The 20,929-nt window shown below is 62.4% G+C and carries 17 protein-coding genes; 16 read left to right on the top strand and 1 reads right to left on the bottom strand.

Annotated elements, in window-relative coordinates; genetic code table 11:
* Positions 1-9 precede the first annotated feature (9 nt).
* From ACODSZ_RS16520 to rlmD, 16 genes are all read left to right on the top strand, one after another.
* Entirely contained in the window at positions 10-720 is a 711-nt protein-coding gene (locus ACODSZ_RS16520; protein WP_006463281.1) for a succinate dehydrogenase iron-sulfur subunit, read from the top strand.
* A 132-nt stretch (positions 721-852) separates the two neighbouring features.
* The gene (locus ACODSZ_RS16515) at positions 853-1,137 is read left to right on the top strand and encodes an FAD assembly factor SdhE (protein ID WP_008329929.1); all 285 of its coding nucleotides are present in this window, start codon (positions 853-855) and stop codon (positions 1,135-1,137) included.
* A gap of 159 nt (positions 1,138-1,296) precedes the next feature.
* Positions 1,297-2,598, top strand: a complete 1,302-nt coding sequence (gene gltA / locus ACODSZ_RS16510; RefSeq protein WP_008329923.1) for a citrate synthase — start codon at positions 1,297-1,299, stop codon at positions 2,596-2,598.
* A gap of 367 nt (positions 2,599-2,965) precedes the next feature.
* On the top strand, positions 2,966-5,830 hold the full coding sequence (locus ACODSZ_RS16505; RefSeq protein WP_175344325.1) for a 2-oxoglutarate dehydrogenase E1 component: 2,865 nt from the start codon (positions 2,966-2,968) through the stop codon (positions 5,828-5,830).
* Positions 5,831-5,918: 88 nt separating this feature from the next.
* Complete coding sequence (gene odhB / locus ACODSZ_RS16500; RefSeq protein ID WP_088753356.1) at positions 5,919-7,160, top strand: 2-oxoglutarate dehydrogenase complex dihydrolipoyllysine-residue succinyltransferase; 1,242 nt, start codon at positions 5,919-5,921, stop codon at positions 7,158-7,160.
* A 121-nt stretch (positions 7,161-7,281) separates the two neighbouring features.
* Positions 7,282-8,709, top strand: coding sequence for a dihydrolipoyl dehydrogenase (gene lpdA / locus ACODSZ_RS16495; protein ID WP_488928068.1), 1,428 nt, complete (start codon positions 7,282-7,284; stop codon positions 8,707-8,709).
* A 146-nt stretch (positions 8,710-8,855) separates the two neighbouring features.
* Positions 8,856-9,953 (top strand): cell division protein ZapE, encoded by a 1,098-nt coding sequence (gene zapE, locus ACODSZ_RS16490; RefSeq protein ID WP_488928067.1) that lies wholly within the window; start codon positions 8,856-8,858, stop codon positions 9,951-9,953.
* Between the two features lie 11 nt (positions 9,954-9,964).
* A complete protein-coding gene (locus ACODSZ_RS16485; protein WP_175344322.1) occupies positions 9,965-10,876 on the top strand; it encodes a hypothetical protein in 912 nt (303 codons plus the stop codon).
* 108 nt (positions 10,877-10,984) lie between these two features.
* Positions 10,985-11,191: a YdcH family protein gene (locus ACODSZ_RS16480; RefSeq protein ID WP_008329904.1), complete on the top strand. Its 207-nt coding sequence runs from the start codon at positions 10,985-10,987 to the stop codon at positions 11,189-11,191.
* A gap of 216 nt (positions 11,192-11,407) precedes the next feature.
* On the top strand, positions 11,408-13,561 hold the full coding sequence (gene yoaA, locus ACODSZ_RS16475) for a DNA repair helicase YoaA (protein WP_175344361.1): 2,154 nt from the start codon (positions 11,408-11,410) through the stop codon (positions 13,559-13,561).
* A gap of 1 nt (position 13,562) precedes the next feature.
* The gene (locus tag ACODSZ_RS16470) at positions 13,563-14,510 is read left to right on the top strand and encodes a flagellar brake protein (protein ID WP_008329899.1); all 948 of its coding nucleotides are present in this window, start codon (positions 13,563-13,565) and stop codon (positions 14,508-14,510) included.
* 71 nt (positions 14,511-14,581) lie between these two features.
* The gene (gene surE / locus ACODSZ_RS16465; protein WP_175344321.1) at positions 14,582-15,319 is read left to right on the top strand and encodes a 5'/3'-nucleotidase SurE; all 738 of its coding nucleotides are present in this window, start codon (positions 14,582-14,584) and stop codon (positions 15,317-15,319) included.
* Positions 15,316-16,281, top strand: a complete 966-nt coding sequence (locus tag ACODSZ_RS16460; protein ID WP_488928066.1) for a protein-L-isoaspartate(D-aspartate) O-methyltransferase — start codon at positions 15,316-15,318, stop codon at positions 16,279-16,281. The genes surE and ACODSZ_RS16460 overlap by 4 nt, the downstream gene beginning before the upstream one ends.
* A gap of 228 nt (positions 16,282-16,509) precedes the next feature.
* On the top strand, positions 16,510-17,481 hold the full coding sequence (locus tag ACODSZ_RS16455) for a peptidoglycan DD-metalloendopeptidase family protein (protein ID WP_008329893.1): 972 nt from the start codon (positions 16,510-16,512) through the stop codon (positions 17,479-17,481).
* Between the two features lie 3 nt (positions 17,482-17,484).
* Positions 17,485-18,498 (top strand): RNA polymerase sigma factor RpoS, encoded by a 1,014-nt coding sequence (gene rpoS / locus ACODSZ_RS16450; protein ID WP_488928065.1) that lies wholly within the window; start codon positions 17,485-17,487, stop codon positions 18,496-18,498.
* Between the two features lie 141 nt (positions 18,499-18,639).
* Positions 18,640-20,001, top strand: a complete 1,362-nt coding sequence (gene rlmD, locus ACODSZ_RS16445; RefSeq protein WP_175344318.1) for a 23S rRNA (uracil(1939)-C(5))-methyltransferase RlmD — start codon at positions 18,640-18,642, stop codon at positions 19,999-20,001.
* A 74-nt stretch (positions 20,002-20,075) separates the two neighbouring features.
* On the opposite strand, the gene ACODSZ_RS16440 is transcribed toward rlmD, so the two are convergent.
* A complete protein-coding gene (locus ACODSZ_RS16440) occupies positions 20,076-20,765 on the bottom strand; it encodes a Bax inhibitor-1/YccA family protein (protein WP_008329886.1) in 690 nt (229 codons plus the stop codon).
* Between the last annotated feature and the right edge of the window lie 164 nt (positions 20,766-20,929).

Raw genomic sequence — 20,929 nt, 5'->3', positions numbered from 1 at the left:
GGTCGCAACATGACTCGCACCCTGAAATTCAAGATCTATCGTTACGATCCGGACAAGGACGACAAGCCGTACATGCAAGACCTGACGGTGGAACTGAAGCCCACCGACAAGATGCTGCTGGACGCCCTGCAACGCATCAAGTCCGACGTCGACGATTCGCTGGCGCTGCGCCGCTCCTGCCGTGAAGGCGTGTGCGGTTCCGATGCCATGAACATCAACGGCAAGAACGGCCTGGCCTGCATCACCAACCTGAACGAACTGACTGAGCCCATCGTTCTGAAGCCGCTGCCTGGCCTGCCGGTGATCCGCGACCTGATCGTCGATATGACGAACTTCTTCAAGCAGTACGATTCGATCAAGCCCTACCTGATCAACGACAGCATTCCGCCCGAGAAGGAACGTCTGCAGTCGCCGGAACAGCGTGAAGAACTCGACGGCGTCTACGAGTGCATCCTGTGCGCCTGCTGCTCGACCTCCTGCCCGTCGTTCTGGTGGAACCCGGACAAGTTCGTAGGCCCCGCTGGCCTGCTGCAAGCCTACCGCTTCATCGCCGACAGCCGCGACGAAGCTACCGGCGCGCGCCTGGACAACCTGGAAGACCCGTATCGCCTGTTCCGTTGCCGTTCCATCATGAACTGCGTCGATGTCTGCCCCAAGGGTCTGAACCCGAACAAGGCCATCGGCAAGATCAAGGAACTGATGGTGCGCCGTTCGGTGTAAGCCGGATCGGTGTGTTGCCTGCCAGACCCGCCGTGCATGGCGGGCGGCAGCAAGGGGGAGCGGGGCTGCAAGCGGCTTCCCCGACCGGTTCCTTCAGTTTTGGCCCGGTTGAAGTGAATGGAAAGACTAGAAATGAGCGAGTTCATGACTGAACAGCGTCACCAGGATGATCCGGCCAAGCGGGCGCGACTGCGCTGGCGTGCGCGCCGCGGGCTGCTGGAGAACGATCTGATCCTCACCCGCTATCTCGACGCCAACGAGGCGCAGATGAGCGACGACGAGGTCGATGCCTTCTCGCGCCTGATGGACCTGACCGACAACGACTTGATGGACTTGCTGCTGGCCCGCAAGGAGCCCGAAGCGGCGGTTGACCTGCCCCAAGTGCATGCGTTGCTGAAGAAACTGCGTACTGCCTGACTGTTGCACGAATATTGCGCCTGGCCACAAGCCAGACCGATTTTGCCCGATCGCGGCCTGTTTCCACTGGCCACCCGGCGCATCTGAGCCACGATGACGCCCGGCCTGCGGTCGCGGCGTTTGATTAACGGTTTCACCATCCCAGCAAAAGGAAAAGCTATGTCCAATACCGATATCAAAGCTACCCTGTCGTTCTCCGACGGCTCTCCGTCCGTAGATTTTCCTATCTACAAGGGCAGCATCGGCCCTGATGTGATCGATATCCGCAAGCTCTACGGCGCTACCGGCAAGTTCACCTATGACCCGGGCTTCATGTCCACCGCTTCCTGCAACTCGTCCATCACCTACATCGATGGCGACAAGGGCGAACTGCTGTACCGCGGCTATCCGATCGAACAGCTGGCAGTGAACTGCGACTTCCTGGAATCCTGCTACCTGCTGCTGCACGGTGAACTGCCCAATACCACCCAGAAGGAAGAGTTCGTCAAGACCGTGACCCAGCACACCATGGTGCACGAGCAGATGAACTTCTTCTTCCGTGGCTTCCGCCGCGATGCGCACCCGATGGCCGTCCTGACCGGCTCGGTGGGCGCGCTGTCGGCCTTCTACCACGACTCGCTGGACATCTCCAACGCCAACCACCGCGAAGTCTCGGCCATCCGCATGATCGCCAAGCTGCCGACCCTGGTGGCGATGGCCTACAAGTACAGCATCGGCCAGCCCTTCGTGTACCCGCGCAATGACCTGTCCTACACGGCCAACTTCATGCGCATGATGTTCGCCAACCCGTGTGAAGAGTATCAGGTCAACGAAGTCCTGGTGCGCGCACTGGACCGCATCCTGATCCTGCACGCCGACCACGAGCAGAACGCTTCGACCTCGACCGTGCGTCTGGCCGGCTCCTCCGGTGCCAACCCGTTCGCCTGTATCGCCGCCGGTATCGCCTGCCTGTGGGGTCCTGCCCACGGCGGTGCCAACGAAGCCGCACTGAACATGCTGGAACAGATCGGCTCCGTGGAAAACATCCCCGAGTTCATCAAGCAGGTGAAGGACAAGAACTCCGGCGTGAAGCTGATGGGCTTCGGTCACCGCGTCTACAAGAACTACGATCCGCGTGCCAAGCTGATGCGCGAAACCTGCTACGAAGTCCTGAACGAACTGGGCCTGCACGACGACCCGCTGTTCAAGCTGGCCATGGAGCTGGAAAAGATCGCCCTGGAAGACGACTACTTCGTCTCCCGCAAGCTGTACCCGAACGTCGACTTCTACTCCGGCATCGTGCAGCGCGCCCTGGGTATCCCGACCTCGATGTTCACCTGCATCTTCGCCATGGCCCGTACCATCGGCTGGATCGCCCAGTGGAACGAAATGATCTCGGATCCGGAACAGAAGATCGGCCGTCCGCGTCAGCTGTTCGTCGGCTCGCCGCGTCGCGACGTTCCCCCGATCGACAAGCGCTGATCGCCGGATGTTGTCCGTCTGCCTTGTCGGCCGGACAACAAAGGCGGCTCCAGCGCTGCGCTTCCCGTCTCCCGGGAGTGATGGGGGAGGGAAGCGGGGCCCGCGCAGCAAGGCTTTGCGGGCCGGCGTTGGTGGGCGGAAACGCCTTTTGCTTCAGGTTTCAAATAAAAAAGCGAATCCCTTAGGATTCGCTTTTTTATTTGATATTAGGAGATATAATTCCGATGCGCTGACTGGATGACGTACAGAAGTTCAGGTAGACAAGGTCCTTCCCCCACAACTTGATGCAATCCGCTAACCGGTCAGGCCGTGTCGCGGAAGGTGTAGAAACCCGCTAATCTCGCGAAGCGCGAAGAAAGGTGAGCAAATGACAAAGCTCTACGAGCAATACAACATCAACTCCTACCTGTTCGGTGGGAATGCTCCGTACATCGAAGAACTGTACGAAGCCTACCTGAACAACCCCGGCTCCGTCCCCGACAACTGGCGTGCATACTTCGACGCCGTGCAACACGTCCCCGCCACCGACGGCTCCACCCGTCCCGATGTGGCCCACGCTCCGGTGATCGCTTCCTTCGCCGAACGTGCCAAGCAAGGCCCGATCCGCACCGTCATCGCTTCCGCCGACTCCGACATGGGCCGCAAGCGCGTCGCTGTCACCCAGCTGATCGCCGGCTACCGTGACCTCGGTTCCCGTTTCGCCAACCTGGACCCGCTGCAACGCCAGGAACGTCCCAACATCCCCGAACTCGATCCCTCCTTCTACGGCTTCACCGATGCCGACATGGACATCGTGTTCAACATCAACAACACCTACTTCGGCCCGGAAACCGCATCCCTGCGCGACCTGCTGCAGATGCTGCGTGACACCTACACGCGCTCCATCGGTGCCGAGTTCACCTACATTTCCGACATGTCGGAAGTGCGCTGGCTGGAAGAGCGCCTGGAACCGACCCGTGCCGTGCCCAGCTTCTCCTCCGACAAGAAGAAGCACATCCTGGAGCGCCTGACCGCTGCTGAAGGCCTGGAGCGCTACCTCCACACCAAGTACGTCGGCCAGAAGCGCTTCTCGCTGGAAGGCGGCGAGTCCTTCATCGCCTCCCTGGATGAAACCATCCAGCGCGCTGGTGAAAAGGGCGTGCAGGAAATCGTGATCGGCATGGCCCACCGCGGCCGTCTGAACGTGCTGGTCAACATCCTGGGCAAGACCCCGCAGGAGCTGTTCTCCGAATTCGAAGGCCGCCACGCTGACGACCTGCCGGCCGGTGACGTCAAGTACCACCAAGGTTTCTCCTCGGACGTGTCGACCCCTGGCGGCCCGGTCCACCTGTCGCTGGCCTTCAACCCGTCCCACCTGGAAATCGTCAATCCGGTGGTCGAGGGTTCGGTCAAGGCACGTATGGATCGCCGCGGCGACAAGGATGGTTCGCAAGTGCTGCCGATCCTGGTGCACGGCGACGCCGCCTTCGCCGGCCAAGGCGTGGTGATGGAAACCCTGAACCTGGCACAGACCCGTGGCTACGGCACGGGCGGCACCGTTCACATCGTCATCAACAACCAGATCGGCTTCACCACTTCCGACCCGCGCGACTCCCGTTCGACCCTGTACTGCTCGGACGTGGTCAAGATGATCGAAGCCCCGGTGCTGCACGTCAACGGCGATGATCCGGAAGCCGTCGTGTTCGCCACCCAGATCGCTGTCGACTACCGCATGAAGTTCAAGAAGGACATCGTGGTCGACATCATCTGCTTCCGCAAGCTGGGCCACAACGAGCAAGATACCCCTGCTCTGACCCAGCCGCTGATGTACAAGAAGATCGCCCAGCACCCCGGCACCCGCAAGCTCTACGCCGACAAGCTGGTGACCCAGCAGACCATTCCCGCCGATGGCGGCGAAGAACTGGTCAAGGCTTACCGCGCCGCGATGGACGCCGGCAAGCACGCCATCGATCCGGTGCTGACCAACTTCAAGAGCAAGTATGCCGTCGACTGGCTGCCGTTCCTGAACCGCAAGTGGACCGACGCCGCCGAAACCGCCGTGCCGATGGCGGAACTGAAGCGCCTGGCCGCCAAGATCACCACCGTGCCGGAAGGCTTCAAGGTGCACTCGCTGGTCGAGAAGGTCTTGAACGATCGCGCTACCATGGGCCGTGGCGAAATGAACCTGGACTGGGGCATGGGTGAACACCTGGCCTACGCCAGCCTGGTCTCCTCCGGCTATGCCGTGCGCCTGACCGGTCAGGATGCCGGCCGTGGCACCTTCACCCACCGTCACGCCGTGCTGCACGACCAGAACCGCGAGCGTTGGGATGCCGGTACCTTCATCCCGCTGCAGAATGTGGCCGAGAACCAGTCCACCTTCACCGTGATCGACTCGGTGCTGTCCGAAGAGGCCGTGCTGGCCTTCGAATACGGCTACTCGACTGCTGAACCGAACACCCTGACCATCTGGGAAGCCCAGTTCGGCGACTTCGCCAACGGTGCCCAGGTCGTGATGGACCAGTTCATCAGCTCCGGCGAAGTGAAGTGGGGCCGTGCCTCGGGTCTGGTGCAGATGCTGCCCCACGGCTACGAAGGCCAGGGTCCGGAACACTCGTCGGCACGTATCGAGCGTTACCTCCAGCTGTGCGCCGACAACAACATGCAGGTCGTGCAGCCCACTACCGCTGCGCAGATCTTCCACCTGCTGCGTCGCCAGATGATCCGCCTGTTCCGCAAGCCGCTGATCATCATGACCCCGAAGTCGCTGCTGCGTAACAAGGATGCCGGCTCGCCCCTGTCCGACCTGGCCAAGGGTTCGTTCCAGACCGTGATTCCGGAAGTCGATGAAACCATCGACGCCAAGAAGGTCAAGCGCATCGTCGCCTGCTCGGGCAAGGTGTACTACGACCTGGTCAACGCCCGCAAGGAACGTGGCCAGACCGATACGGCCATCATCCGCGTCGAGCAGTTGTATCCGTTCCCGCACAAGGCGTTCGCCGCTGCCCTCAAGCAGTTCCCGAACTTCAACGAACTGGTGTGGGCACAGGACGAGCCGCAGAACCAGGGCGCATGGCTGCAGATCCAGCACAACATCTTCGAGAATCTCTCCGAAGGTCAGAAGCTGGCCTATGCAGGCCGCCCGGCCAGCGCCTCGCCGGCAGTCGGTTACTACGACAAGCACTACGCACAGCAAAAGGCACTGATCGAAACCGCCTTCGCCAAGCTCAAGGGCTTTGTGCTGACCAAGTAATCATCGATGCAAACGGGACGCGCTGCGAGGGCAGTGCGTCCCTGTTTCCATAAGAACGAAATCACCCGAAAATCGGAGAATCCTGAAAATGGCTCAAATCGAAGTAAAAGTCCCGCAGTTGTCGGAATCCGTCGCCGAAGCGACCCTGCTGCAATGGCACAAGAAGGTTGGCGAACCCGTCGCCCGCGATGAAAACCTGATCGACATCGAGACCGACAAGGTCGTGCTGGAACTGCCCTCGCCGGACGCCGGCGTGATCACCCAGATCATCAAGGCCGACGGCGCCACCGTCGTGGCCGGTGAAGTGATCGCCATCCTGGACACCGACGCATCCGCACAAGTGGCCCCGACCGAAGTCAAGGCTGCCCCGGCACCGCAATCGACCAACGAACCGACCCCGGTTGCCGCTCCCGAGCTGGCCTCCAAGGGCGACGTCGCCATGCCCGCCGCTGCCAAGCTGCTTGCCGACAACAACCTGTCGACCTCGCAAGTCACCGGCACCGGCAAGGATGGCCGCGTGACCAAGGGCGACGTGCTGGGTGCCCTGTCGGCTCCCGCCGCCGCACCTGCTGCCGCTGCCAAGCCGGCCCTGGCGCAAGTGGCCGCCCCGGTCAAGGCTGGCCTGGAAAGCCGTCCGGAACAGCGCGTGCCGATGAGCCGCCTGCGTGCCCGCGTGGCCGAGCGTCTGGTGCAATCGCAATCGACCAACGCCATCCTGACCACCTTCAACGAAATCAACATGCAGCCGGTCATCGACCTGCGCAACAAGTACAAGGACAAGTTCGAGAAGGAACACGGCGTCAAGCTGGGCTTCATGTCCTTCTTCGTCAAGGCAGTCGTGCACGCCCTGAAGAAGTACCCGATCGTCAACGCGTCGGTCGATGGCAATGACATCGTCTACCACGGCTACTTCGACATTGGTGTGGCCGTCGGTTCGCCGCGCGGCCTGGTGGTGCCCATCCTGCGTGATGCGGACCAGATGTCCATCGCTGACATCGAGAAGAAGATCGGTGAATTCGGCCAGAAGGCCAAGGACGGCAAGCTGTCCATCGAAGAACTGTCGGGCGGTACCTTCACCGTCTCCAACGGCGGTACCTTCGGTTCCATGCTGTCGACCCCGATCATCAACCCGCCGCAATCGGCGATCCTGGGCATCCACGCCACCAAGGAACGCGCTGTGGTTGAAAACGGCCAGGTCGTGGTCCGTCCGATCAACTACTTCGCGCTGTCCTATGACCACCGCATCATCGACGGCCGCGAAGCCGTCCTGTCGCTGGTCGCGATCAAGGAAGCACTGGAAGATCCCGCACGTCTGCTGCTGGATCTGTAAGCAACCGGCCATCACGGCGTGAGCGAGGCGCTGAACGGCCCCCAGGCATTCAGCGCCTTTTTGCATCCGCTTTGGACCAAGAGACCAAAGCGGATGCGCACAACGAATCAGGAATACACACATGAGCAAGAATTTTGACGTAGTCGTCATCGGTGGCGGCCCCGGCGGTTACATCGCCGCCATCCGCGCAGCGCAACTGGGCTTCAACACCGCCTGCATCGACGAATGGAAGAATGAAAAGGGCGGCCCCGCACCGGGCGGCACCTGCACCAACGTCGGCTGCATCCCTTCCAAGGCGCTGCTGCAATCCTCCGAGCACTATGAGCACGCCAGCCACGGCTTCGCCGAGCACGGCATCGAAGTCAAGGGCCTGGGCCTGAACCTGGAAAAGATGCTGGGCCGCAAGAACACCGTGGTCAAGCAGAACAACGACGGCATCCTGTACCTGTTCAAGAAGAACAAGGTCGCCTTCTTCCACGGCCGTGGCTCCTTCGTCAAGGGCGATGCCAATGGCTACGAGATCAAGGTCGCCGGCGCTGCCGAAGAAACCATCACTGCCAAGCACGTGATCGTGGCAACCGGTTCGAACGCCCGTGCACTGCCGGGCGCCGAGTTCGACGAAAAGCTGATCCTCTCCAATACCGGCGCACTGTCCATTTCTGAAGTGCCGAAGAAGCTGGGCGTGATCGGTGCCGGCGTGATCGGCCTGGAAATGGGTTCGGTCTGGCGTCGCCTGGGCGCGGAAGTGACCGTGCTGGAAGCACTGCCGACCTTCCTGGGTGCGGTGGATGAACAGATCGCCAAGGAAGCCCAGAAGCTGCTGACCAAGCAGGGCCTGGCCGTGAACCTGGGTGTGAAGATCGGCACCATCAAGGCCGGCAAGAACAGCGTTTCCGTCGAATACACCGATGCCAAGGGCGAAGCCCATACCGGCGAATTCGACAAGCTGATCATCTCGATTGGTCGTACCCCCAACACCATTGGCCTCAATGCCGAAGGCGTGGGCCTGAAGCTGGACGAGCGCGGCTTCATCGCCGTGGACGGCGACTGCAAGACCAACCTGCCCAACGTGTGGGCGGTGGGTGACGTGGTGCGCGGCCCGATGCTGGCCCACAAGGCGGAAGAAGAAGGCGTTGCCGTGGCCGAGCGTATTGCCGGCCAGCACGGTCACGTCAACTTCAACACCATTCCCTGGGTCATCTACACCTCGCCGGAAATCGCCTGGGTCGGCAAGACCGAGCAGCAATTGAAGGCCGAAGGCGTGCAGTACAAGGCCGGTACCTTCCCGTTCCTGGCCAACGGCCGCGCCCGTGCGCTGGGCGATACCTCGGGCATGGTGAAGTTCCTGGCCGATGCCAAGACCGATGAAATCCTGGGCGTGCACATCGTCGGCCCGATGGCCTCCGAGCTGATTTCCGAAGCCGTGGTGGCGATGGAATTCCGTGCTTCTTCCGAAGACATCGCCCGTATCTGCCACGCTCACCCCTCGCTGTCCGAAGCGACCAAGGAAGCGGCTCTGGCCGTCGACAAGCGCGCACTGAACTTCTGATGCGCGATCAGTGCGACAATACGGGTCGCCGACGCCTGGTCAGCCCTTGGGGCTGGTCGCGTCCAAGTTGCCCGCATAGTGCGCATTGAGATGCCAACCCAATGGGCGAGCCTGGCTCGCCCATTGTCGTTTTACAAGACCACACCATGGATGTCCGTCAATTCTACGAACAGTCGCTGTCCCAGCGCGGTTATCAATCCGATGAGGCGCAACTGCGCGCCATCGAGCGCTTGCAGCGCGCCTATGAGGAATGGGTCGCCTACAAGGCCCAGCGCGCCTCCGCCTTCAAGCGCCTGATCAGCCGGCCTGCGGTGCCGCGCGGTGTCTACATGTGGGGCGGGGTAGGGCGCGGCAAGTCCTTCCTGATGGACAGCTTTTATTCCGTGGTGCCGGTGGTGCGCAAGACGCGCCTGCACTTCCATGAATTCATGCGCGACGTGCATCGCCAGCTTGATGAATTGAAGGGGATTTCCGATCCCCTCGATGAAGTCGCCAAGCGCATCGCCAAGAAGTATCGGCTGATCTGTTTCGACGAATTCCACGTCTCCGACATCGCCGATGCGATGATCCTCTACAACCTGTTGAAGGGCCTGTTCGACCATGGCGTGTCGTTCGTGATGACCTCCAACTATGAGCCGAGCACGCTCTACCCGGATGGCCTGCATCGCGACCGCATGCTGCCCACCATTGCATTGCTCAAGGACAAGCTGGACGTCATGAATATCGACGCCGGCATCGACTACCGCAAGCGGGTACTGGAGCAGGTGAAGGTGTATCACACCCCGTTGAATGCCAAGACCGATGAAGAATTGCGCAGCGCCTTTGCTGCCGTCGCAGAAGCCGCCGACGAAGATCCGCGTGTACACATCGAAGCCCGCGAGATCCGCGCCCTGCGCCGTGCGGGCAGTGCGATCTGGTTCGACTTCGCCACGCTGTGCGGTGGCCCGCGCTCGCAGAACGATTACCTGGAGCTGGCCAGCCGCTTCCAGACCGTGATCCTGTCAGGCATTCCGCGCATGTCGGCGGCGATGTCCTCGGAGGCGCGCCGCTTCACCTGGCTGATCGACGTCTTCTATGATCACAAGGTCAAGCTGATCATGTCGGCCGCCGTGGAGCCGGACGAGCTTTACACCGTCGGTACGCTCTCCAACGAATTCCACCGCACCGTTTCACGTATCATTGAGATGCAGTCGAAGGAATACCTGGATGCGGATCGCCGCACGATTGCCGACAGCCTCTCCTGAACAACCATCTGATGAACAAGAAATCCATGCAAGGTCTTTTTGCCGATGCCAAAGGCGTTACCTCTTCCCTGTGCGGCCTGATGCTGACCCTGGTCGCTGGTGCCACCATGGCGCAAGGGCAGGCATCGACCCAGGCCGCTGCGGGCGTGCAACCGGCGCAGACCCAGGCGAGCCCGGTATCCCCGGCGGCGGCACCGGTAGCGACGATGAGCCGTGAACGCTTCGACGAACTGGAAGCGCGTCCGCCCATCGCGCAGCGTTACCCTGCGGGGTCCATCAAGTCGGACGAGCTGGCCCAGAAAGCGCTGGAGGAAGCGGCTGAGGATCGCCAGGCGGCCGAGCTGCGCTACATCCTCGACCAGCGTGCCTGCTATCCCAAGTTCCTGGTCTCGGACTGCCTGGAAGCCGCGCGTGACCGCAAACGTCTGACCGACAAGGGCATCAAGGCCGTGGAATACGAGGCCAAGGTCTTCCAGCGCCAGGCCGCAGTGGATGACCGTGATCGTTCGCTGGCCGAGCAGCGCGCCAAGGACGAGGAGGATTCCGCCCGTCGTCTGGCCGAGCAGAAGCAGAAGGAGGCCGATTCCGCCCGCAAGGTCAAGGAAAGCCGCGCCAAGAACAGCGAAGTGCAGCAGCGGATCGACCAGAACAAGGATGTACCCGCCGATTACCGCGTGCGTCAGCATGAGGCCGAGGTACAGCGCCAGAAGGCCGAGGAAGCCGCACGCGCACCGGCCCGTGCGGCCAACGCCGCTGAACGGCAGCGCCGCATCCAGCAAGCCGAGGAGCATCGCCTGGAAGTAGAGCGCAAGAAGGCCGAGAACGAGCGGGAACGTGCCGAGCGCAAGCAGAAGCAGCAACAGCAACTGGATCAGCAACAGCAACAGCAACAGCAGCAATCGCAGCAGCCCATCGCCAAGTAAGCAGGCAAGCCGCTTGGCGGCTGGACTTTTCTTCCGCCGTACACGTCGATTTGGCGTGTACCGGCGGGTGCATTACACTAGCAAGCACATCAGCAACCAGCCGCCATCATGACCAGTACGCATCGCGAAGACATCCAGCGCCGCATCATCGAACTCGAAGTCGAGCACCGTGATCTCGATAGCGTGATCGACATGCTCACCCGCGATGCCCGTTCCGAGGACCTGCAACTGCGCCGCCTCAAGAAGCGCAAACTGCAATTGAAGGACCACATCGCGCTGCTGAAGATGCAGCTGGTACCCGATATCCCCGCCTGAATCCCGTTGTCCGCCTGCCTGTGCAGGCGTCGCTCTCGAATTCTCAAGCGCGCTGGCACGGATCTTTCATGCCAGTCAGGGGCGCGCTGCCGACTCCGCGTAAAATAGCGCCTTGTTCCCAATGACGTGCAAGTTGCGCCGGTGTCACCGATGCCTGCGCCGCACGTGTTTTCCTACAGGTTTGCCGCAGTGACAGCTCCAGACGCCCCCGCCGACATGGCCGACAGCCGCGCCCGCACCGTTCCCGCCGAGACCGAGGGTACCAATCCCGACGCACCGGGCATCCATGATGCCGAGGTCGAGCGCCTCTTCGGTGCTGGTGGTCCCCTCGGTGGTGCCGTCGGCAGCTACCGTCCGCGTCATGCCCAGACCGAAATGGCCAAGGCCATCGCCGCGGCCATCACCAGCCAGGGTACGCTGATCGCCGAGGCCGGTACCGGTACCGGCAAGACCTTTGCCTACCTGGTACCTGCGCTGCTGTGGGGCGGCAAGACCATCGTCTCCACCGGCACCAAGACGCTGCAGGATCAGCTTTTCAATCGCGATATCCCGACCGTGCGCAAGGCCTTGCATGCACCGGTCTCGGTGGCACTACTCAAGGGGCGCAGCAACTACGTCTGCCATTTCCATCTGGAGCGCACACTGCAGAACGGCCGCCTGACCGCACGCGAGGATGTCGGTTACCTGCGCGAGATCTCGCGCTTCGTCAAATCCACCTCGTCCGGCGACAAGGCCGAGCTGACCAAGGTGCCCGAGACGGCCTCGGTATGGAATCTGGTGACCTCCACCCGCGATACCTGCTTTGGCGCCGAATGCCAGTACTACCAGGACTGCTTCGTGATGAAGGCGCGCAAGGAAGCGCAGCAGGCCGACGTGGTGGTGGTCAACCATCACCTGTTCTTTGCCGATGTGGCGCTCAAGGACACCGGCATCGCCGAACTGCTGCCCTCGGCCAACACCGTCATCTTCGACGAGGCGCATCAGTTGCCCGATACCGCCACGCTGTTCTTCGGCGAAACCATTTCCACCTCGCAGATTCTGGAACTGTGCCGCGACGTGTTGGCCGAAGGCCTGTCGCACGCCCGCGACGGCGCCGACTGGGCGCGCCTGGTGGCGCCGGTGGAGCGGGCGGCGCGGGATCTGCGGCTGGCCTTCCCGGAAGAATCCGTAAGGCTGGCGCTGAACCAGATCGCTCCCTCCAGCGCCTTCTTCCCCGCGCTCGATACCCTGAAAGACTGCATGGACGACATGATCGCCGTGCTGGAAAAACAGGCCGAGCGTGCCGAGACCATCGAGCAATGCCGTGACCGCGCCAATGAATTGCTGCGCCAGCTGGAGAACTGGGGGACGCCCGACGAGCTGGCCAAGATCCAGGCCGAAGCCGCCGCCAAGGCAGCGGCCAAGCCCGCCCACAACAAGCGGGAGGCAGCGGGCGAGGAGCAGGAAGAGCCGCCGGCCCAGAAACCCTTCTACGTGCTGTGGGTGGAAGCCTTCCAGTCCTCGCTGCAGCTGCACCGCACGCCGCTGTCGATCGCGCCCATCTTCAACAAGCAGCGCGAGGGTACGCCACGCTCATGGATATTCACTTCCGCGACGCTGGCAGTGAAGAAAGATTTCAATCACTATGCCGCCCAGATGGGCTTGTGGAATGCGCCAGCGCAATCCTGGCCCAGTCCCTTCAATTATGGCGAGCAGGGCCTTCTGTACGTGCCGCAGAACCTGCCGCAGCCCAATTCCTTTGAGTACACGGATGCGGTGATCGATGCCGCGCTGCCCACCATCGAGGCCGCCGGTGGTCGCTGCTTCTTCCTGTGCACCACCCTGCGCGCGGTCAATCGCGCCGCCGAGCGCCTGCGTACCGAGTTCGCGGCGCGTGGTCACGACTTCCCGCTGTTCGTGCAGGGCGAGGCCGGTCGCACGGAGTTGCTCGACCGTTTCCGTGCGGCGGGCAATGGCGTGCTGATCGGCAGCCAGAGCTTCTGGGAAGGCGTGGACGTGCGCGGAGATGCGCTCTCGCTGGTGATCATCGACAAGCTGCCGTTCTCGCCGCCGGATGATCCGGTGCTGGCTGCACGCATCAGCGAGATGGAAAAGCAGGGTTTGAACGGTTTCGTGCACCATCAACTGCCGGCCGCCATCATCAACCTCAAGCAGGGCGCTGGCCGCCTGATCCGTGATGAGGGCGATCGTGGCGTGCTGATGATCTGCGACCCGCGCATCATTACCAAGAATTATGGTCGTCGCATCTGGCAGAGCCTGCCCCCCTTCAAGCGCACGCGCGAACTGGAGGTGGTGCAGGCCTTCTTCCGCGAAGAGGATGCGCGCCGGGCGGCTGCGGCTGGCGGCGAGGACGCTGCGGTGGAGGCTTGACATGGCGGACCACACCTCGCTGGTGCCGGTGCGCGCCTCCGAACTGGCTCTGGGCCGTCCTGCGCCCTGGCCGATCTACAACGAAGCCGGCAAGCTGCTGCTGGCACGGGGCACCCTGATCGATACGCCGGACCAACTGGCCGGCCTGATCGAGAATGGCCTGTATCGCAATGCCAACTGGATTGCCGAGCCGGATACGGAATCGGTTCGGCTGCCGCAGGCACGTGATGTGCTGCGCAAGAAGCAGGGCGGCAAGAAGCCTCTGAAGCCCTCGGCGGCGGTGCGCGGCCAGGAAAGCGTGATTACCCTGGACGAAGTGCGCTGGCAGATCGGAGATACGCTCTGGCTGCAGTTTGCCGATGATGTCGGCCAGCGCCATGCGGTCTCGCTGGTGGGTTGCCTGCCCAACCGCAGCATCCTGGTCACGGCACCGCAAAAGGAGGGCAAGCAGATCTTCCTGCGCGAGGGGCAGGCCTTTGTCGTGCGCGCTCTGACCGGTCGCCGTGCCTATGCCTTTGCGGCGCAACTGCTGAAATATCAGCACACACCGTTCGTCTACCTGCATCTTTCCCTGCCCAGGGAAGTCCGTTCCACTGTGATCCGTCAGGCTACCCGCGTGCCCGTTGGCGCGGAAGGCTACCTGGCGGTGGATGGCAGTCAGCCGCTGGCGGCCAGCGTGATCGACCTGAGCCTGGCCGGAGCCTCGCTGGTGGCGACCTCGCTCTCCGGCAAGGTGGCGGCAAAGAAGGGCGTGACGGGCAAGCTGCGCTTCGTGGCTTCGGTGGCGGACCAGCAATTGCCGCTGGAGCTTCCGGTGGTGTTGCGGGCGGTAGAATCGCTGGGCGAGGCCGATTTCCATCAGTACGGGGTGGAATTTGCGCAACTGACGGTGCGCGACAAGCTGGTGCTGTCGGCCTATGTCTATCAGGAACTGACCATGCAGGAATAGAGGGTGCGCGGGGGATGAGAATGTCGGCAAGAGGGACTGCCCAAGGCTCGGCTTCGGTTAAAATTCAGCCCATGAAAATCCTCATCAGCAACGACGACGGCTACCTTGCGCCCGGCATCAATGCCCTGGCCGAGGCGCTTGCACCGATCGCCGATATCACCGTGGTGGCGCCCGACAGCAATCGCTCGGGCAGCTCCAACTCCCTGACGCTGGATCGTCCGCTGTGGGTGGAGCAGGCCCCCAACGGCTTCTACTACCTCAACGGCACGCCTTCGGACTGCGTCCACGTGGCCCTCACCGGACTGTTGAAGGAGCGTCCCGACCTGATCGTCTCCGGCATCAACCAGGGGCAGAACATGGGCGACGATACGCTCTATTCCGGTACGGTGGCGGCGGCGACCGAGGGCTTCCTGTTCGGCATCCCCTCCATTGCGTTTTCGCAACTGCACAAGGGCTGGGGCGAACTGGCGTCGGCCGCGCGCATCGCTCGCGAGATCGTGGAGCGCCGCTTCGACAGCCTGCCCAAGCCTTACCTGCTCAACGTCAACATTCCCAACCTGCCGTACGCGCAGATCAAGGGCAGCGTGGCCACGCGCCTGGGCAAGCGCCACATGTCCGAGCCAGTCCACAAGCTGACCGATCCGCACGGCCGTGACCTGTACTGGATCGGACCGGCGGGGGCGGCCAAGGATGGCGGCGAGGGCACCGATTTCCATGCCACTGCCAACGGCTATGTGTCCATCACGCCGCTGCAGATCGATCTTACCCATACTGCACAACTGGACAACCTCAAGAAAGCGCTTGCATGAACGACAAGCCCAGCCGCTTTCCGCTGAGCCTGTCCTCGGTGGTCGACAAGAAGAAGACCGCCAGTGCCGGCCGGGACGCGGCTGGCCGTACCCCGGCCACCACGCAGACGGCGGCCAAGAATGCCGCCCAGTCTTTGCAGCGTGCCGCCTTGAAGCCGGTGCAGCAGAGCCTGGCCCAGGCGCTGCGCCCGCCGCCGGCACCGCCGCGCGCGCCGGTGGCGCCGGCCCAGCCATTGCTGAGTGCGGCCCCGGCGCCGCGCACCGCGGTCCGGAACGTGATGACAGTGACCCAGACCAATGCCTCGCACCACGCTTCTCCGCTGGCCTCCGAGGCGGTGCGCAAGGCCATGGTCGCGCGCGTGGCCAAGCAGGGAGTGGCCGATGCCAAGGTGCTGGCGGCGCTGGAGGCGGTGCCGCGCCACATGTTCGTGGAGCCCGGTCTGGCCAGCCAGGCGTATATCGATGCGTCTTTGCCCATCGGCCATCATCAGACCATTTCGCAGCCCTACATCGTGGCGCGCATGATCGAGCTGATGCGCCAGAACCGCCATGGCGGACGTCTGGACCGGGTGCTGGAGATCGGTACCGGCTGCGGCTACCAGGCCGCCGTGCTCTCGCGCGTGGCGGGCGAGGTGTATTCCATCGAGCGCATCAAGCCGCTGCATGAACTGGCCAAGACCAATCTGCGTCCCTTGCGCGTGGCAAACCTCCGCTTGCATTACGGAGATGGTATGCTTGGCCTGCCGCAGGTTGCGCCTTTCGATGGCATCATCCTCGCGGCGGCCGGACTGGAAGTGCCGCAGGCCCTGCTGGAACAGCTGGCCATTGGCGGCCGGCTGGTGGCACCCGTGGGCGAACGCCAGCAGGTGCTGGAACTGATTGAACGTGTCGGCCAGCGCGACTGGCGCCGTACTACCCTGGAGCAGTGCCATTTCGTGCCGTTGCGCCCGGGAACGGTGTGATCTCGGGAGTGTCGGCGAACGCAGAACGCAGAACGCAATGCGCAGTACCGGCGGAGATCAGGTCCGCCACGTATCATCGAACAGGGAACGGGCGGCAACAAGCACAAGCATCCAAGCCGCGGGTCGATGAAGAGAGCGGATGGGCAGGCGAGGGGGCCGCATTTCCCTGGTGAACTTCTGGCGCTGGCTGCTTGTCAACTAGCGTCGTACAAAATCTAATGTAAGAGCATGAAGAAAATTCGTTTGGCTGTATTGGGCAGTGTCGTCAGTCTGCTGGCCGCCTGCGGCTCGACACCGAATCAGCAGCCGGCACCGGTGGTCGATCGCACCAGCAGCACCGCCAGGCCGGCTGACGCCGTGAGCGCTCCGGCCGTGCCGGTTCCGTCTGGACGTGGCTACTACACGGTCAAGAAGGGCGATACGCTCTATCGCATCGCTTTGGACGTCGGGCAGAACTGGCGCGACATCGTCGCCTGGAATAACCTGACCAATCCGAACGACATCAAAGTCGATCAGGTGTTGCGCGTGGCGCCGCCGGATCGCACCGGGCCGGTCCAGACCGCTGCGGTTGCTGCCGCACCGGGGGCGGGCTTGGACGTCAAGCCGCTGGGGGCGCCTGGCACTGCCGCGCCGGCAGCTGCGCCGATGGCCCCGGGCGGCAACAAGACCGGTCCGCGGGGTGACAAGCGCGCCTATTCGGAGAGTGCCCTGGCCGAACTGGAGAAGCCCGATGCGGCACCGGCCACAGCCGCCCCGGCGACCGCAGCCAAGCCGGAAGCGCCGCATGCGGCCGAAAAGCCGGCCGCGGCCAGCCAGCCTGCGACTGTGGATGATGAAGGTGTCTCCTGGATGTGGCCAGCCGAAGGCAAGGTGGTCGGCACCTTCGAGGGTGGCAAGAAGGGCGTGGACATCGCCGGCAAGGATGGTCAGGCTGTGCTGGCGGCTGCCGGGGGCAAGGTCATGTATGCCGGCAGCGGCATTCGCGGCTATGGCAACCTGGTGATCATCAAGCACACCAACAACCTGCTGTCGGCGTACGCGCACAACAAGACCATTCTGGTCAAGGAGGGCCAGTCCGTGACCAAGGGCCAGAAGATCGCTGAAATGGGCAAATCCGACAGCGACAGCGTGAAACTGCATTTTGAGATCCGCCAACAGGGCAAACCTGTTGATCCTTCCAAATACTTACCGCCACGCTAGCGTATGACAAGCAATCGCCGCGATCACTTGCCAGACCAGAATCCTCATGAAGAGGACATGGACGATCCCATCGAGGAGATCGAAGAGCCGGAAGTGATCGACGGCGATGCTGCTGACCAGCCCCGGGAACCGGCCCCCGCCGAGGGCGTGGACGAGCTCAAGAAGGTGCTCGCCGCCGAGCTCTCCACCGACACCACCCAGCATTACCTCAACAAGATCGGCGCCAAGCCCCTGCTGACGGCGGCTGAGGAGCTGCACTTCGCCACCCGGGCCAAGGCCGGTGAATTCCTGGCCCGCCAGAAAATGATCGAGCACAACCTGCGGCTGGTGGTGTCGATCGCCAAGCACTACATCAATCGGGGCGTGGCACTGCTTGACCTGATTGAAGAAGGCAATCTTGGTCTCATGCGCGCCATCGACAAGTTCGAGCCCGAGCGCGGTTTCCGCTTCTCCACCTATGCCACCTGGTGGATCCGCCAGAGCATCGAGCGCGCCATCATGAATCAGGCCCGTACCGTGCGGCTTCCCGTACACATGGTGCGCGAGCTGAACCAGATCCTGCGTGCAAAGTATCACCTCGAAGCCCAGCAACGTGACGGAAGAGACGCCAGCGCGGAAGACATCGCGCACCTGGTCGACCGTCCGGTGGAAGAGGTGCAGGATGTGCTGGCCCTGTCCGAACATGCAGCCTCGCTGGATACCCCGCTGGATAACGACCCTCAGGCCAGCCTGATGGATCTTCTGCCCAGCGCCGTCGAAGAGCATCCCGATACCCGCGCCGAGAGCCAGGAAATGGCCTTGCTGATCCGCGAATGGCTGAAAAGTTTGTCGGAAAAGCAACGTGTCGTGGTAGCCCGGCGTTTCGGGCTGGACAACGACGATCCTTCCACGCTGGAGCAACTTGCCGGCGAAATGGGCATCACGCGTGAGCGTGTGCGCCAGGTACAGCAGGAGGCTCTGGTCAAGCTCAAGCGCCTGCTGACTTCGCGTGGTGTCAGTCGCGACGCGCTGTTCTAGGCCGCATTCCTTCGTTGCAGTGGATTTCTGTGCGCCGGCATTGTCCGGATGCGCTTGCTGCTTCCCTCCCGCTCCCGGATCGCGGACAATACCGCTTTTGTTTTCGGCAGCGGGCTTCGGTCCTACCCTGTGGTTTCCCTCATGCAACAAGACATCATCATTGAAATCAAGTCGCTCGACATGGACGGGCGCGGCGTTGGTCACCTCGAGAACGAGGATGGCACGCAAGGCAAGGTCATTTTCGTCGAAGGCGCGCTGCCGGGCGAACGGGTCAGTTTCGAATCCTATCGCAAGAAAGCCAAGTGGGAAGCGGGCGTGATGACCACGCTGCACCGCGAGTCTTCGCTGCGCGTGAAACCCAGATGTGACTATTTCGGCACCTGCGGCGGCTGCGCCATGCAGCATCTGGAGCCGTCGGCCCAGGTCGCCATGAAGCAGCGCGTGCTGGAAGACAACCTCTGGCACCTTGGCAAGACCAAGGCCGAGGTGATGTTGCGCCCCATCTACGGGCCGACCTGGGGGTATCGCTATCGCGCCCGCATTTCGGTGCGCCACGTGGCCAAGAAGGGTGGGGTGCTGGTGGGCTTCCATGAGAAACGCTCGTCCTTCATCGCCGATATGAAGACTTGCGAAATCCTGCCGCCCAATGTCTCAGCCATGCTGGTGCCGCTGCGTGAACTGGTGGCAGGACTGTCTATTCGTGACCGTATGCCGCAGATCGAGCTGGCCGTCGGTGAGGGCGATGAAGGCAACAAGGTCACCGTCCTGGTGTTGCGCATCATGGAGGCGTTGAGCCCGGCCGATGAAACCCTGCTCAAGCGCTTCGCCGACGAGCACAAGATCGAGTGGTGGCTGCAGACCAAGGGGCCTGATACGGCAGCGCCTTACTATCCGGCCGAGTCGCGCCTGCAATATACCTTGCCTGAATTCGGCATCCGCATGCCCTTCAAGCCCACCGACTTCACCCAGGTCAACCATCAGATCAACCGCGTACTGGTGGCGCGCGCCCTGCGCCTGCTGGATGTGCAGCCGCAAGACCGGGTAGCGGACCTGTTCTGCGGTCTGGGCAACTTCACCCTGCCCATCGCCACCCTGGCGCGCGAAGTGGTCGGCATCGAAGGCAGCACCGCGCTGACCGAGCGCGCGTTGGACAATGCCAAGGTCAATGGCGTGGATGCCAAAACCAGCTTCTACTGCCGCAACCTGTTTGAAGCCAAGCCCGAGGACTTCGTGGCGCTGGGCAAGTTCGATCGCATGCTGATCGACCCCCCGCGCGAAGGCGCCATGGAAGTCTGCAAGGCGCTGGTGGAATTGCCGCCCGAACAGCAGCATCTGAAGCCCAAGCGCATCGTCTATGTCTCCTGCAACCCGGCAACACTGGCACGTGACGCCGGCATGCTGGTACATCTGGGTGGCTATGCTCTCAAGTACGCGGGCGTGGTCAACATGTTCCCGCATACGGCGCATGTGGAATCCATTGCCGTGTTCGACTTGCCAGCGTAAGCGCCCCGCTGTAGACGAAAAAAATGCCGGCTTTCGCCGGCATTTTTATTGCTGATGAAGCAATGTTTGAGCTATCAGTCGCGGTTGCCGCCCAGGATGCCCAGGATGGACAGCAGGTTGGCAAAGACGTTGTAGACATCCAGGTAGATAGCCAGCGTTGCCGAGATGTAGTTGGTTTCGCCGCCGTTGACGACCTGTTGCACGTCAAACAGGATGTAGGCCGAGAAGATGGCGATGGCGACCACTGAAATGGTCAGTTGCAGCGCCGGCAGATGCAGGAAGATGTTGGCCAGCGAAGCTACCAGGATCACCAGCACGCCTGCGAAGAGCCACTTGCCCATGCCCGAGAAGTCGCGCTTGGAAACGGTGGCGATGGTGGCCATGCCGCAGAAGATGATGGCGGTGCCGCCAAAGGCCGTCATGATCAGGCCGGCGCCGTTGGAGAAGCCCAGCGTGTATTCGATCAGGCGCGACAGCATCAGGCCCATGAAGAAGGTGAAGCCCAGCAGGAAAGCCACACCCCAGCCGGAATTCTTGGTCTTCTCAATGGCGAAGAAGAAGCCGAAGGCGATCGCCAGGAACAGCACGAAGCCGATCATCGGGCTGGCGGCAAAGAGGTTCAAGTGCATCTGCACCCCCAGCCATGCGCCCAGCACGGTCGGGATCATCGACAGCGCCAGCAGCCAGTAGGTGTTGCGCAGTACGCGGTTGCGGGCGGCCAGGCTCGTGGTCGAGTGGCCGAAGGTCGTGTCCAGTTGGTTCATATGTCCTCCAAAGCGTTGAATGCGAGCCAGAGAATAGCACGCCGGCTCACTGCTAAGACAAGTCTTCCCTCGCTATGGTTCGAGATGCGGGCACTTTATATGAACCCGGTTCCTGCGCGTGGTCGCCTGCGGTGGTGCATCATTGCTCGCAGGCAGCGTCAAAG

It is taken from the genome of Herbaspirillum sp. FG34, assembly GCF_057809315.1.
Note: the sequence above shows the minus strand (reverse complement) of the source record. Positions and strands in the feature narration are given on the sequence as shown.

What these genes read in the sequence shown, in the direction of transcription:
- ACODSZ_RS16520 (WP_006463281.1), top strand. Translation starts at nt 10, where the DNA reads ATGACTCGCACCCTGAAATTCAAGATCTATCGTTACGATCCGGACAAG.
- ACODSZ_RS16515 (WP_008329929.1), top strand. Translation starts at nt 853, where the DNA reads ATGAGCGAGTTCATGACTGAACAGCGTCACCAGGATGATCCGGCCAAG.
- gltA (WP_008329923.1), top strand. Translation starts at nt 1,297, where the DNA reads ATGTCCAATACCGATATCAAAGCTACCCTGTCGTTCTCCGACGGCTCT.
- ACODSZ_RS16505 (WP_175344325.1), top strand. Translation starts at nt 2,966, where the DNA reads ATGACAAAGCTCTACGAGCAATACAACATCAACTCCTACCTGTTCGGT.
- odhB (WP_088753356.1), top strand. Translation starts at nt 5,919, where the DNA reads ATGGCTCAAATCGAAGTAAAAGTCCCGCAGTTGTCGGAATCCGTCGCC.
- lpdA (WP_488928068.1), top strand. Translation starts at nt 7,282, where the DNA reads ATGAGCAAGAATTTTGACGTAGTCGTCATCGGTGGCGGCCCCGGCGGT.
- zapE (WP_488928067.1), top strand. Translation starts at nt 8,856, where the DNA reads ATGGATGTCCGTCAATTCTACGAACAGTCGCTGTCCCAGCGCGGTTAT.
- ACODSZ_RS16485 (WP_175344322.1), top strand. Translation starts at nt 9,965, where the DNA reads ATGAACAAGAAATCCATGCAAGGTCTTTTTGCCGATGCCAAAGGCGTT.
- ACODSZ_RS16480 (WP_008329904.1), top strand. Translation starts at nt 10,985, where the DNA reads ATGACCAGTACGCATCGCGAAGACATCCAGCGCCGCATCATCGAACTC.
- yoaA (WP_175344361.1), top strand. Translation starts at nt 11,408, where the DNA reads ATGGCCGACAGCCGCGCCCGCACCGTTCCCGCCGAGACCGAGGGTACC.
- ACODSZ_RS16470 (WP_008329899.1), top strand. Translation starts at nt 13,563, where the DNA reads ATGGCGGACCACACCTCGCTGGTGCCGGTGCGCGCCTCCGAACTGGCT.
- surE (WP_175344321.1), top strand. Translation starts at nt 14,582, where the DNA reads ATGAAAATCCTCATCAGCAACGACGACGGCTACCTTGCGCCCGGCATC.
- ACODSZ_RS16460 (WP_488928066.1), top strand. Translation starts at nt 15,316, where the DNA reads ATGAACGACAAGCCCAGCCGCTTTCCGCTGAGCCTGTCCTCGGTGGTC.
- ACODSZ_RS16455 (WP_008329893.1), top strand. Translation starts at nt 16,510, where the DNA reads ATGAAGAAAATTCGTTTGGCTGTATTGGGCAGTGTCGTCAGTCTGCTG.
- rpoS (WP_488928065.1), top strand. Translation starts at nt 17,485, where the DNA reads ATGACAAGCAATCGCCGCGATCACTTGCCAGACCAGAATCCTCATGAA.
- rlmD (WP_175344318.1), top strand. Translation starts at nt 18,640, where the DNA reads ATGCAACAAGACATCATCATTGAAATCAAGTCGCTCGACATGGACGGG.
- ACODSZ_RS16440 (WP_008329886.1), bottom strand. Translation starts at nt 20,765, where the DNA reads ATGAACCAACTGGACACGACCTTCGGCCACTCGACCACGAGCCTGGCC.